12 protein-coding genes are annotated in these 12,549 nt (G+C 63.4%); 3 read left to right on the top strand and 9 right to left on the bottom strand.

Going from position 1 to position 12,549, the window contains the following annotated elements; translation table 11 throughout:
- Positions 1 to 40: 40 nt before the first annotated feature.
- Positions 41 to 814, bottom strand: coding sequence for an enoyl-CoA hydratase/isomerase family protein (locus VIO10_RS09110; RefSeq protein WP_331962652.1), 774 nt, complete (start codon positions 812 to 814; stop codon positions 41 to 43).
- Positions 811 to 960, bottom strand: a complete 150-nt coding sequence (locus VIO10_RS09115; RefSeq protein ID WP_331962655.1) for a hypothetical protein — start codon at positions 958 to 960, stop codon at positions 811 to 813. The genes VIO10_RS09110 and VIO10_RS09115 overlap by 4 nt, the downstream gene beginning before the upstream one ends.
- A gap of 203 nt (positions 961 to 1,163) precedes the next feature.
- Between VIO10_RS09115 and VIO10_RS09120 the strand changes: the two genes are divergently transcribed.
- The 3 genes from VIO10_RS09120 to VIO10_RS09130 all read left to right on the top strand — a co-directional run bounded on the left by VIO10_RS09120 (position 1,164) and on the right by VIO10_RS09130 (position 5,068).
- The gene (locus tag VIO10_RS09120; protein WP_331962658.1) at positions 1,164 to 2,495 is read left to right on the top strand and encodes an FHA domain-containing protein; all 1,332 of its coding nucleotides are present in this window, start codon (positions 1,164 to 1,166) and stop codon (positions 2,493 to 2,495) included.
- Between the two features lie 394 nt (positions 2,496 to 2,889).
- On the top strand, positions 2,890 to 4,401 hold the full coding sequence (locus VIO10_RS09125; protein ID WP_331962661.1) for a serine/threonine-protein kinase: 1,512 nt from the start codon (positions 2,890 to 2,892) through the stop codon (positions 4,399 to 4,401).
- A 10-nt stretch (positions 4,402 to 4,411) separates the two neighbouring features.
- Positions 4,412 to 5,068 (top strand): PHP domain-containing protein, encoded by a 657-nt coding sequence (locus VIO10_RS09130; RefSeq protein WP_331962664.1) that lies wholly within the window; start codon positions 4,412 to 4,414, stop codon positions 5,066 to 5,068.
- Here VIO10_RS09130 and VIO10_RS09135 read toward each other — a convergent pair.
- The 7 genes from VIO10_RS09135 to VIO10_RS09165 form a co-directional block, all read right to left on the bottom strand.
- Positions 5,044 to 7,104, bottom strand: coding sequence for a chloride channel protein (locus VIO10_RS09135; RefSeq protein WP_331962667.1), 2,061 nt, complete (start codon positions 7,102 to 7,104; stop codon positions 5,044 to 5,046). The two genes, VIO10_RS09130 and VIO10_RS09135, sit on opposite strands and share 25 nt — an antisense overlap.
- A 44-nt stretch (positions 7,105 to 7,148) precedes the next feature.
- Positions 7,149 to 8,021 carry an alpha/beta hydrolase gene (locus VIO10_RS09140; RefSeq protein WP_331962670.1) on the bottom strand — a complete coding sequence of 291 codons (873 nt, stop codon included), beginning with the start codon at positions 8,019 to 8,021 and terminating at the stop codon, positions 7,149 to 7,151.
- A gap of 42 nt (positions 8,022 to 8,063) precedes the next feature.
- On the bottom strand, positions 8,064 to 9,386 hold the full coding sequence (locus tag VIO10_RS09145) for an aspartate aminotransferase family protein (RefSeq protein WP_331962673.1): 1,323 nt from the start codon (positions 9,384 to 9,386) through the stop codon (positions 8,064 to 8,066).
- Between the two features lie 70 nt (positions 9,387 to 9,456).
- Positions 9,457 to 10,659 carry a CaiB/BaiF CoA-transferase family protein gene (locus tag VIO10_RS09150; RefSeq protein ID WP_331962676.1) on the bottom strand — a complete coding sequence of 401 codons (1,203 nt, stop codon included), beginning with the start codon at positions 10,657 to 10,659 and terminating at the stop codon, positions 9,457 to 9,459.
- Between the two features lie 12 nt (positions 10,660 to 10,671).
- On the bottom strand, positions 10,672 to 11,058 hold the full coding sequence (locus tag VIO10_RS09155; protein ID WP_331962679.1) for a hypothetical protein: 387 nt from the start codon (positions 11,056 to 11,058) through the stop codon (positions 10,672 to 10,674).
- Between the two features lie 75 nt (positions 11,059 to 11,133).
- Positions 11,134 to 11,970: a helical backbone metal receptor gene (locus VIO10_RS09160; protein ID WP_331962682.1), complete on the bottom strand. Its 837-nt coding sequence runs from the start codon at positions 11,968 to 11,970 to the stop codon at positions 11,134 to 11,136.
- Between the two features lie 11 nt (positions 11,971 to 11,981).
- Entirely contained in the window at positions 11,982 to 12,347 is a 366-nt protein-coding gene (locus VIO10_RS09165) for a hypothetical protein (protein WP_331962685.1), read from the bottom strand.
- Positions 12,348 to 12,549 lie beyond the last annotated feature (202 nt).

Genomic DNA, 12,549 nt, shown 5'->3' on the forward strand with positions numbered 1-12,549 from the left:
GCGGCCTTAATACTGGGTGCAGGGCTCAGCCCTGCCCCCGCTACTTCCCGCGGAAGTTCGGCGAGCGTTTTTGCTGGAAGGCCGCGATGCCTTCCTTGTAGTCGGCCGTCCGCCCCGCCGCGCCCTGGGCCTGCGCCTCGCATTTCAGAACCGCGAACAATCCCATCGCTTCTTCGTCGATCCTGCGGATCAAATGCTTCGACAGCATGAACGCCGCGGTCGGACCGAGCGCCACCTGCAATGCGACCTTCCTGGTCTCCGCGATGAGCGAGTCCTTCGTGATGCTGCGATTGACGAGTCCGAGCTGGGCCGCTTCGGCGCCCGAGAGCAGCCGTCCCGTGTAAATCAGTTCGAGCGCGCGATGGGTTCCCAGGCGCGAGACGAAAAACGAATGGCCGCCCGAGTCCAGCACTGCGCCGATACGCGCCAACGGCGAACCGATCTTAGCATCGTCGGCGACATAGACCACGTCGCATGCGAGCGCCAGACCGAGTCCAACTCCCACGCACGCACCGTGAACGGCGGCAAAGGTCGGCGCCGGGAACGCGACGACTCGTTTGATCAGCGGATTAAGCGTGTTCTCGATTATCGCTTCGGCGTCTTCGATGCCCGGGTCGGCATCCGCCAAGTCTCGTCCCACCGAGAACGCCGGCCCTTCGCCGCGGATCATCATCGCCCGCACGCCCTGCGACGCCGCGCGCTCCAGGCATGCATCGAGCTCAGCCGCCATCGCGCCGTTCAACGCGTTGCGCTTGTCGGGCCGGTTGAGAACAATCTCCGCAAGACCGTTTTCGACCGACAAATCGACGCTCATATCCGTCGTCGGCTGACAAGCATCACGATTAGAACGATCAAAATAACTCCGCCGATTCCGATTCCACCTGCGGGTCCGTAGGCGTAATAACCGCCGCCACCGCCAAACAGCAACAACAGGATTAGTATCAATAGCAATGGTGACATGGGGGGCCTCCTCGCGGATCCGGGTAGTGTCCTCGGCGGTGATATCGCCGACCTCAACCCCTTCAATATCAAGTTCGGCAATCGCGGGGAACTGGAGGTCCCATCGCTCGACCGTCGAAGGCGCGCCGTTTGCGCAGAGCGTTTTCCAGCGACCCGCTGCGGGCTATTATATTACTAACCTGGATGCATTTGCCGGGGACAGCGTGAATTCACCTCTAGCTCTACTCAAAAGCGACTCTCTGAACCGGCGCGAACTGACGTTCAAGGCCCTTGCGGGCCTGGTTGGCGGCGCGATCGGATGGCTCCCGGTCGAGCTGGCCTCGCACAACTCTCGTCTCGGCCAGGTGCAGACGGCGGGCGAAATGCTCGCGTACTACGTCTCGGCGATGTTCGCTGCGGGCGCGATCGGCGCATTCATCACGGCCGTGGATACATCCGACGTTCGCGTGACGCCGGAGTCCAAGCGCCGCTTCATTCGCGGCTTCGCGATATGCGCGCTGCTCTCGCTGCTCTCCACTTACTTCGGAAATTACGTGTTCAACTTGGTTCTCCAAACAGGCGGAGTCGGCTTCAGCCCAAATGGCGAGCTGGTATCGGGCTCGATCATAACACTCTGGATCGCGCGATGGCTCGGATGGGGAATCGACGGAGCGCTGGTGGGCGCCGGCGTGGGATTGGCGACCCTCACGATGGAAAACATTCCCAAGGGAGCGCTGGGCGGACTGGTGGGTGGCGCCGTCGGCGGAGCCAGCTTCGATCTGATCGGCGCGATCGTCGGCGGCGGGCTGGCTTCGCGGTTCTTTGGCGAAGCGGTCACCGGCCTTGCGATCGGATTGTTCATCGGGCTGGTGCAAGAGCTGACCAAGGCCGCGTGGGTCACGGTCGAGCACGGCCGGCTGCGCGGACGCCAGTACCGAATCGAAGGCGCGCGCGCGTCGATCGGCCGCGCCGAGGAAAATCCGGTCGGCCTGTTCGGCGATCCCGCAGTGCAGCAGCGGCACGCCGTGATCGAACGGCGCGGCGCCGACTACGTGATCAAAAATCTCGCGGTGCAGGACGGCACCTTCGTCAACGGCAATCGAATCGAAAGCGTTGACCTGCGCGACGGCGATCGAATCAACATTGGCGGCTACGAACTGCTGTTCCATCTGCGCGGAGCGTCGGCGCCGGCCCGCCAACAAGCGGCGCTCACCGCCGAAACGGTCAATCCCGCGCACGTCGCCACGCGGCTGGCGGGAGCGAACGCAAAGGTCGAGGGGCCGAGCCTAATCGATGCGTCGGGGCAGCCCTACCCCGTCCGCAGCGATGCGGTTACCCGCATCGGGCGCGCACTCGACAACGAAATCGTGGTCAGCCATTCCTCGGTCTCACGCCATCACGCGAGTATCGAAAATTCCGACGGCGTGTTCGCAGTGAGAGACCTCAACAGCCAGAACGGAACGTTCGTCGGCAACCGGCGCGTGACCGAGCCAACGCGCGTGAGTGACGGCGACGCCGTGAGATTCGGCGACGCGCAGTTTACCTTCCGTGGCTGAAGCGGAGTTCGAGAAGCCGAGGTTTTGCTCGCGATGCGGTCAGCCGATCGTGGTCGCCGAAGCAAGCTTCTGCAAATCGTGCGGCGCGCCGGTAACTCGTTTCCCGCTGCTGCGACGGGATCGGGGGTTCAGCCCGCTACTGGCGCTCGTGCTAAGCATCGTTCCGGGCGTCGGTCATATTTACCGGGGCAAACCCTTCAGAGGTATCTTGTGGTTTTTCGGCGTATCGTTGGCGTACAGTGCGGGACCCCCGCTCGGCATTTTGATTCATCTCATATGCGCCGCCAATGCGGCCTTCTCCGGTGCGCTTCGCGAACACATGCTGGTGCGATAAACATGGAGCCCCGCCGGGGCGCCACAAAATCTATGCGATGGTTAGATTCAAACTGAACGGATGATTGCGCCCAATACCATCGTCGGCGGCCGTTACCGCGTGACAAAGCCGCTCGGCGGGGGCGGGATGAAAATGGTCTATCTCGCCGAGGACTTGCGGCTTGCCGCGCGGCCGTGCGCGCTGGCCGAGATGGTCGATAGCTTCACCAGCCCGGACACGCAGAAACAGGCGGTGGCGGCTTTTCAGCGCGAGGCCGACATGCTCGCGCAACTCAGCAACGAACATATCCCGCGCGTGTTCGATCGCTTCAGCGAGCAGAACCATCACTATCTCGTCATGGAGTTCATCGACGGGATCACGCTGGAACAAAAACTCAAAGACGCCGGCGGCAAGCTTCCCGAGGACGCCGTCATCGATGTGGCACTGCAAGTTCTCGACACGATCGAGTACCTGCACAACCTGGAACCGCCGGTGATCTATCGCGATCTGAAACCGTCGAACGTGATGCTGACGCCGTCGGGGCAGGCCAAGCTGATCGACTTCGGCATCGCCCGCCTGTTCCAGCCGCTGAGCAACGCGACGATGATTGGTACGCAGGGCTACGCGCCGCCCGAGCAATATCGCGGCAAGGTCGAGTTCCGCTCGGACCTGTACGCGCTCGGCGCCACGATGCATCATGCGCTGTCGGGCCGCGACCCCGCGCTCGAGCCGCCTTTCAGCTTCCCACCATTGCGCCCGCTATGCTCTGGAATTACTCCCGCGCTTGCCGACCTGGTCGATCAGGCGCTCAAGTACGACGTGGTCTTGCGGATGGCCGACGCCGCGGAATTCAAGCAGCGGCTGATGGCGATCAAGTCGGGCGTCGCGCCGGCGACGACGGCGCGGCGCAATTCGTCAACCGGACCGGCGGCGCGCCCACAACTCAAACTGCCGCTCAGCGACGTCAAGTCCGGAGAGCGGCACGCGTCGGCGCCCACGATGCTGAGCAACCAGATCGATACGCAATGTCCGCGATGCGGCCGAAATATCCCGGTGGATTCGAACTACTGCTCATTCTGCGCCGCCGACGTAACCGGACGATTGTCGCCGCTGGATCGCGGCGCGCACGAGGCGCGGACGATCGTGCTCGACGACGTTGCTGCGCCGGGAGAGTTTCCGGGTCCAATCTTTCATGAGCGTCGTCGCAGGCGGCATCCCGCGCGGACGCTGGCGCTGGTGGCCGGCGGATTTTTTCTCATCGGGTACCTGATGTTCCATTCGTCGCAACCACAGCCTTCCGACGGTGACACGGGACCCGACTCCGGCGCGGTTCCGGAAGTGCCCAATGGCGGCGCTCCCGGTCCGGTCGAACCGGCGCATACGCAACCGCGGGAAATAGCGCTGCGCCGCGCGCTCGACGCGCGGGGCTACTCATCGGTGCATTTCGGGATGGAGGGCGATACGATCATCCTGTGGGGCACGGTGCCGACGGAAGCCGATCGCCTCATGGTGCAGACCCAGGTCTTCCTGGTCGCGGGAGTTTTCTCGCTCGAGGACCATATCCAGGTGCGCGACACGTTCGCCGCGCCGTAGCATTCATCTGATGATCGCCGATCTGCACGTCCACACCCGGCTATCGTCCGACTCCAACGTCGCGCCGGAGCAGTATCTCGAATTTGCGAAGAACTCGGGGCGCGGACTCGGCGCGATTTGCTTCACCGAGCATCGTCTGTTTCCGAGCGATCGCGAAGTCGGCCGGCTATACGCGGAACTCGCGGAGCGCTTTCAAATTGCCGTCTTCAGGGGAATCGAAGCCGACACCGATCTTGGTCATCTGCTGCTGTTCGGCGTGACCGATGACGTGATCCGCCGATTCGATCTGACGGCGCGGATGCTCAAGAGCGACAGCCTGATCGAAGTGCTGCATCACGAAGGCGGAGTCGCAATTCCAGCGCATCCGTTTCGCGACTCCGGTTACGGCTCGCGCCTGGACGCACTGCTCAGCCGCCACGGCGCGGCGCTTGGCGTGATCGAAGTGCTCAACGGCCAGAACTCGATCGAGCAGAATCGGCGCGCGCAGGACGCGGCGCTCAAGCTCGGGCTGACGGCGGTTGGCGGCAGCGACGCTCATTTCGCGACTGCAAAATGGTTCATGACGATCGCGACGGAATTCGAACGCGACGTGCGCACGGTGGAGCAACTGTGCGCCGAAATCCGCGCCGGCCGCGCTCGCCCCTATGTCTTTCCGGGTTCGGACTGAGCCGGGGCCCGCGCGGCGCCGGCGGGTTGCGCGCTTTCCAACTCGTGCGTGAATTGCCGGATGTCTTGCGGACGCCCCGCCGCGATCAGCTTGTCGCCTTCTTTCAGCGGGCGATCGGGCGCAATGGGCGCGAATCCCCCATCCGGATTGCCCGCGTCCTGAACCGCGAGAACCGTGACGCTGAACCGCGCGCGCGGGTCGAGTTGACGCACGGTTTTTCCCGCGGCGTTGGCGGGGACCGCAAGCCGCGTCACTCGATAACCGGTCGCCCAATAGATATTCGGATTGCGCGTCGCAAGCGTCGAGAGCGAAACCGTCACCCGGTTGAGGGCTTGCGCGATATGCTGGCCGGTGACCAGCCCGACAAAGCGCCGGCTGTTGTGCTCGACGACCGGAATCTCGTCGAGACCGTCATGCTCCATCAACTGGCTCGCCTCGTCGAGATTCGCATCAAGCGACACGGCAGGACCATGCGCATTGCAGATGTCGAATGCGTTGACCAGCGGACCGAGTTCCTGTCCTCCGCTGATCACGGACAACAAATCGCGGACTACGATTGTCCCCGCGAGCTCGCCTTCGCTGTTGACCACCGGCAGCGTAGATTGCGCCGTCTCACCCGCGGTGTGCAGCACCTGCAACAGCGACGCGTTCTCGGCCACCATCGTCACGTTCCTGGTTACGACGGCGCTGACCGGTATGAGCGCCAGCGCGAGGCGCTCGCGACCGATCTGCAGCGTCTTGCCCGCGCGCGCTAGCCGGAACTCGTCGATCGATTCGGTTTCGATCGCGCGCGCCACCACCAGCGCCGTAATCGTCGCGATCATCGCGGGCAATGCGATCGTGTCGCTGTGCGTCATTTCCCAGAGCAGGAACAGCGCCGTCAGCGGCGCGTGCGTGGTGCCGGCCAGAAACGCGGCAAGCCCGACCAGCGCGTACGATCCGCGCGGGCCGGTAAGGTGGGGAATCAGCATCGCCGACAGGCGCTGGAACAACCCGCCCGCCATCGTGCCGATGAAAAAGGTCGGGCCGAAGCACCCTCCCGGCGCGCCGCATCCGAGCGACACGCTGCTGGCGAAAAACTTCGCGCAGACCAGCGCCGCCAGCATTCCGATGCCGAACTCGCCCGCCATCGCGCGGTTGATCACCGGATATCCGTCGGACAAGTTTTGCGGAAGCCAAATCGCAATCGCACCGACGACTGCAAGTCCCGCTTCGAGCTTGACCCAAACCGGGAGATTCAGCCGGCGAAACCATGCGTCGGTTGCGTTGAAAAACCGGATGTAGCCTGCCGCGAGGACCCCGAGCGCCGCGCCCATGAGCGCATACGTCGCCATCTCCCAGTAGCTGCGCAGCACGAATTCAGGCACGAGGAAGACCGCCGCGTTGCCCACGATCGCTCGCGAGGTGATCACCGCGCTGAAGGTGGCGATGATCAGCAATGTGAGGTTGGCGATTTCGGTGTGGCCGAGCAGGACGATTTCCTGCGCGAACATCAGGCCGCCGATCGGCGCGTTGAACGTCGTCGCGATGCCGGCGCCCGCTCCAGCCGCGACCAGCACTTTGGCGCGATCGGGCGACAACTTTCTCAGCTGCGCGATAGTCGATCCGATCGCGCCCCCGACCTGGGCGATCGGACCTTCGCGGCCGACCGACGCGCCCGCGCCCAATGAAAGCGCGGCGCCCGCGGCCTTGACGAAGATCCAGCGGCGCTTGAGCCTCGCGGTGCCGAGGTTGACCATCTCCAGAAAATTCGGGAAACCATAACCGAGCACGTCTTCGGGAAAGATCCGGTCAAGCAGCAGTATTGCCACGCCGCCGCTCAGCAGGATCAATGGGATCAGTGCTCGATGCGGCCCGCCGAGCCCGATTCCGAGCGCGTTCCACTCGAGCACGCGAAACAGCCACGAGAAGAATTCGATCAATTTGCGAAAGCCGAGATTTCCAAGCGCCGCGAGCACGCCCACGGTCACGGCGAGAATAATCAGCTGAACGTATTCGAACTGATCGCTGCGCAGCGAAAGCGAAGGTCGTCGCATCAGCAAACCCGCCGCGTGAACCTGCTATCCGTCACGAGTCGCCGCTACACCCCGAGGAAACGGTGCGTGACTGCCAGAAATTCGTCGAGGCGATCGTGATGCACCCAGTGGCCGGCCTTGTCGATCGTCACCGATTCCGCATGCTTGAAGGCCTGGATGCGCCCATCCTTGACCCAATCGCCCGCCCACGATTCCGTGCCCCGAATCAGCAAGGTCGGGCAGGTGATGCGGCCCCATATTTCGCGCGCGTCGCGGTTGTTGAACATGTAGGGCGACGTGGCGTGAACGTAGTTGTCGAACTTCCAGGAGTAAGTGCCGTTCTCGTTGCGTTGAATTCCCCAAATCGTGAGATGGCGCGCCTGCTCGCGGCTCAGGTGCGGATTGGCCTCGATCATGCGGGCAAGGGCTTCCTCGATCGATGGATACTCGCGCGCCTTGCGCCGCGCGAGCGTTTGCATCTGGCCGATCCAGTTATTCATCCGATCGTAGGCCGGCGAGTCCTTGATCATTCCGGGCGGCGGTCCCATCCCCTCGATCGAAACCACGCGCTTGACCGCGTCGGGATGCGTGCCGGTGTATTGCAAAACGATTCCGCCGCCGAGCGAATGGCCGATAAGCGTCGCCGGCTTGCCAGCCACCGCGCTCATCAGCTGTGAGAGATCGAGCACGTAGTCGATCATCGAATAACCGCTGCCCACGGCCCAGTCGGAGTCGCCGTGGCCGCGAAGGTCGGGCGCGATAATGTGGTAGTGCCGGCGCAGATCGAGCGCGACCCAATCCCAGTTGCGGCAATGGTCGCGGCCGCCATGCACCAACACCAGCAGCGGCTTGTCGGGATTGCCCCAATCGACGTAGTGCAGTTTCAGGCGTTGCGAATAAAAGTAATGCGAAGTCGGCCCGATGATGCTGTCGGCCATGTGCCGGTCTCTCCACGAAGCTAGGACGTGTTGCGTCAAACGCTACAGGTTAGGCTGGATCTCGTCGAGTGCCGCGCGCGCCGTGCGGATGATGAACTCGATTTCGGCGTCACCGATGATGAACGGCGGCGTGATCATCATCGCGTCGCCGCCCGCCTTCCCCGCCATTCCGGTCGCCGGATAAAAGTACATCCCTTTTCGCAGCGACGCGCCCAGCACGCGATTGGTCACTTTTTTTTCAGGCGCAAAAGGCATGCGAGTCGCCTTGTCCTGCACCAGTTCGATCCCCCAGAACATCCCGGCGCCGCGGATGTCGCCAACCATCGGATGCCCCGACAGTTCCTCCTTCAGACTGGAACCAAGCCTCGCGCCGATTTCTGCCGAGCGCTCCACCAGTCGCTCGCGCTCCATGATTGCCAGCACCTCGTCGGCGACCGCGCACGCCACGGGATGCGAGCTGTAGGTGTAGAACATGAAGTCGGCCTTGGCCCGCTCGAGTTCCTCGACCAGCGCTTCCTTGACCGCGATCATTCCCATCGGCATGTAACCGCCGGTGAGTCCCTTGCCGCCGACCACGATATCCGGCACGACGTCCCAATGATCGACGCCGAAGCGCCGTCCGGTGCGGCCGAAGCCCGTCATCACTTCGTCGGCTATCAGCAGCACGTTGTGGCGCGTGCAGATCTCGCGAATTTTCGGCCAGTATTCCCTGACCGGCGGGACCGCGCCGCCGCTCGAGCCCATCATTGGCTCGGCGATGAACGCGGCGATCGAGTCGGCACCGTTCTTGACGATCTCTTTTTCAAGCGCCGTCGCGCAGTCGATCTCGCATGATGGATAGGTCTTGCCCCACGGGCATCGGTAGCAGTAGCTCGGATCGATCTTCGGCCAGTCCAGTAAAATTTCTTCGTAGTCCGCGCGCCGCCCGCTCCCACCCGCCGACAACGCTGCGATGGTGTTGCCGTGATAAGAGAAGCGCCGCCCGACGATCTTGTTCTTCGATCGTTGCCCGCGGGCGTTGTGGTAAAGTATCGCGAACTTCAGCGCCGCTTCGACCGACTCCGATCCGCCGCTGGTAAAAAAGAACCGCGTCAGCCCCGCCGGAGTCCACCGCGAGAGCCGCTCGACCAGCCTCTCGCGCTGGGGCGAGCTCCAGACCGGCACGATGTAATCGAGATTGGCGATCGTGCGCGCCGCGACCTCGGCAATTTCGCGCCGCCCCTGGCCCACGTTCACCACCACGGCGCCGCCGCCCGCGTCCAGGATCTTGCGGCCGTCGGAGGCGTAGAGCCATGGACCTTCGGCGCGCTCGATACGAAGTGGATCGTGCGGGCCGCGCATGAACATCGGGGATGGCTGTGGCATAGCGGAATCTTAACCGTGATTCGAGGCCGCGGGCAACGCGGCGAACCCCGCGCCGCCGCATGCTGACGCGCTACTTGATCGCGCCCGCCTCGCGCCAGCGGTCGAGCTGGTCCTTGCCGTAACCGAGCGCGCCCAGGATTTCGTCGGTATGCTGCCCGAGTTGCGGCGCGAGCGACCTTATCGATCCCGGCGTATCCGAGAACTTCACCGACACGCCCACCTGCTTGATCTTCTGGCCGCCGGGGCCCTCGACTTCGACGATCATATCGCGCGCGAGCACCTGCGGATCGTTGGGCACCTCGTCGAGCGTGAGCATCCTGCCCGCGCAGATGTCGCTTTTGCTTAGAATCGCGAACCATTCATCGCGCGTTTTGGTTTTGAATTTTTCAGTGAACACGCGTGCTATTTCCGCTCGTTTGCTGGAATCAAATTCGTGCGCAATAAAATCTTCGCGGCCGAGCGCGCGGCACAGGTTGGCGAAGAACCACGGCTCGATCGCCGCGATCGTAATGTATTTCTCGTCCTTCGTCAGATAAGCGTTGTAGTTGGGAATCCCGCCGTCAAACATCGTCGCGCCGCGCTGCGGCACTTTCCCTCCCGCGAAAAATGACGAGAACGACTGCGCCAGCAGCGCCAGGCTCCCGTCCATCATCGAGATATCGACATACTGTCCCCGTCCGGTCTGGTTGCGCGCGATCAGCGCCGCCAGCACTCCGATCGCGCCATGCATCCCGCCGCCGGCGTAGTCCGCGACCAGGTTGTGCGGAATTGTCGGCGGCTGGCCGGGCCGCCCGAACAGCGACAGCACGCCGGCGGTTCCGATGTAGTTGATATCGTGGCCGACCAGATCGCGATACGGCCCGGTCTGGCCGAAGCCGGTGATGGCGCAATAGATCAGCCGCGGGTTGCGCGACGAGAGTTGCTCGTAATCGATCCCCAGCCGCTTGGCGACCCCCGGCCGGTATTCCTCGACGATAACGTCGGCGCGCTCGGCCAGGCGAAAGTAAATTTCCCTGCCCGCGCCGCTCTTGAGATTGATCCCGATCGACTTCTTGTTGCGGCCGAGCGCGTTGTACGGCGAGCTGCTGAAACTGTTGGCCGGCCCCTGCGTGCCGGCGGCGCCGGCTTGCTGCGCGCGTCTTCCGGCGGGCGGTCCCGGCTCCTCGATCTTGATCACTTCAGCGCCAAGGTCCGCCAGGATCATCGTGCAAAACGGCCCCGGTGCGAGTTTGCTCAGGTCCAGTACTTTGATTCCGTCCAGTGGTGCGGTCATCGTGGCGCCGCGCTATTGGTCCGGGTTTACCGGCTGCAAAAACGGATTCGGCGGGCGGGTGGCGTCCGGATCGTTTTCGGGACCGCCGAGAACCTGCGGCGGAATCTGCTGATCGTTGCCATCGGCGTTCTGATTGCCGTCGGCATTCTGATTGTCGTCGGCGTTCTCTTTGTCGTCGGCGCTATCGTTTGAATCGCTGTCGTTTGAATCACTGTCGTTATCGTTATCGGAAGTGCCGACGTTCGATTGATCGTCCTGAGCGACGACCATGCCCGGCGGCGCTTCATGCGCTTGGCGGGTTATCGGCGCGGGATTCGCGGCGTAGCGATTCGAAGCACACGCCATCGGCGGCGCCACCATCAGAAAGAACGCGGCTGTCAGGCTGATTTTCGGGATCATGCTAATCTCCCATTCGTTTTGACGGACGCACAGCGTCGTTTTGGTGACCGCGCGGCGCCGTTGCGCACGACTGGATTATAGAACCGCGGCGCGCACGCGCGCCATTCTCTCCGCCAGCGACTTGAGCCCCCGCACCATGTGAACGCCGTACCAATGCAGGTCGCGGCCACTGACTGTCAGCAGGCGGCGGCTGAGCGCGGGCGGAAGCAGAGTCTTCAACTCGGCGACGTCGGATTCATCGAATTCATACGGCTCGTCGGGAAGTATCACGATATCGGGGCGGCGTTGGACCGCCTGCTCGAGCGTCGTCATGGGATACCGCTCGCCCGCCGACGCAAAGATGTTGTTATAGCCGAGCATCCGCAGCACGTCATGCGCATAGGTGTCGGCGTTGAACGACATCCATGGCTTCTTCCATATCGGACAGAAAACGCGCAGCCGCAGTTTGCTCCATACTCCGACCGTCGCCTCGATTCCGCTTACGCTGAGCGTGATCTCCTTGGCCAGCGCCGCGGCCGCCGCCTCGCGGCTGAGCACCCGGCCCATGCGCATGATCGATTCGACCGCACCCGGCACCGTGCGCGGATAAGTCGTGAACACCGGGATTCCCGCCGCGCGCAACCGCTCCACATCCTCGCGCCGATTCTCCTCGGCGTTGGCGATCACCAGCTCTGGCGCGAGCTTCACGATCGCGCCGATGTCGGGGTTCTTGGTCCCGCCGACTTTTGGAATCGACGCAACCGCCGCGACCGGCTCGACGCAGAATTTCGTGACGCCCACGACTTCGGAATTGAACCCCAGCGCGAACAATGTCTCCGTCCAGCTCGGCACCAACGATACGATCCGCGACGGCGGGCGCTCGAGCTCGACGCGAAAGCCCAGGTCGTCCGCTATTTGCATTGAGGCTGCCATCGAATTGTTCGTCACTTGGCCTTACGCCTGATAATCGCGTCCAGCGCGCTGCGATCGCCTGGCGTCAGTTGTTCAGAGCCGGTGCGCGCGTCCGCATTTGATTTCGCGTTCGACCCCGCCGAGTCACCCGCGCCGCCCTTCCCTTCGGCAGCGGCGGGCGGATTTGCTTCTCTCATCGGTCGCGGCTCGTCAGGTGGTCGATATGCGATGTAGTGGACGGCCGACGGGATCATCATTCGTTTCGCCAAAAACCCCAAAATCAGCGCTCCAAGCGCGGCCAGCACCAGGATTCCCGGCCGCCGCACCGTCTTCTTTCTCGCCGGCCGTCTCGCACCTGCCCGCTTTCGCGCCGGCCCCACTCGTACCCGATCCGCCACCTGATTCCCCTCCGCTGCGAGCGCCAGCGGAAATGCTACCGCACGGGCTCACCTAATAGAACCGCACCAGCCCGTCGAGCGATCAGGCGTCGAGTGGGTGCTTCGTTGAGATGCCGCGCGCCGTGGCGCCGGTCCACGGCGATCTCCTGTGCGCGGCGGCTGTCTCTTAAAAAACCGCGCGGCGCATCGAGCATCTCGATGC

It is taken from the genome of Candidatus Binatus sp. (assembly GCF_036567905.1).
Classification (GTDB): Bacteria; Desulfobacterota; Binatia; order Binatales; family Binataceae; genus Binatus.

Bases quoted from the DNA above. Each gene is read 5' to 3' on its own strand.
- VIO10_RS09135 (WP_331962667.1), bottom strand. From the start codon at position 7,104: ATGCGACGACCTTCGCTTTCGCTGCGCAGCGATCAGTTCGAATACGTT.
- VIO10_RS09140 (WP_331962670.1), bottom strand. From the start codon at position 8,021: ATGGCCGACAGCATCATCGGGCCGACTTCGCATTACTTTTATTCGCAA.
- VIO10_RS09115 (WP_331962655.1), bottom strand. From the start codon at position 960: ATGTCACCATTGCTATTGATACTAATCCTGTTGTTGCTGTTTGGCGGT.
- VIO10_RS09130 (WP_331962664.1), top strand. From the start codon at position 4,412: ATGATCGCCGATCTGCACGTCCACACCCGGCTATCGTCCGACTCCAAC.
- VIO10_RS09145 (WP_331962673.1), bottom strand. From the start codon at position 9,386: ATGCCACAGCCATCCCCGATGTTCATGCGCGGCCCGCACGATCCACTT.
- VIO10_RS09125 (WP_331962661.1), top strand. From the start codon at position 2,890: ATGATTGCGCCCAATACCATCGTCGGCGGCCGTTACCGCGTGACAAAG.
- VIO10_RS09160 (WP_331962682.1), bottom strand. From the start codon at position 11,970: ATGGCAGCCTCAATGCAAATAGCGGACGACCTGGGCTTTCGCGTCGAG.
- VIO10_RS09150 (WP_331962676.1), bottom strand. From the start codon at position 10,659: ATGACCGCACCACTGGACGGAATCAAAGTACTGGACCTGAGCAAACTC.
- VIO10_RS09110 (WP_331962652.1), bottom strand. From the start codon at position 814: ATGAGCGTCGATTTGTCGGTCGAAAACGGTCTTGCGGAGATTGTTCTC.
- VIO10_RS09155 (WP_331962679.1), bottom strand. From the start codon at position 11,058: ATGATCCCGAAAATCAGCCTGACAGCCGCGTTCTTTCTGATGGTGGCG.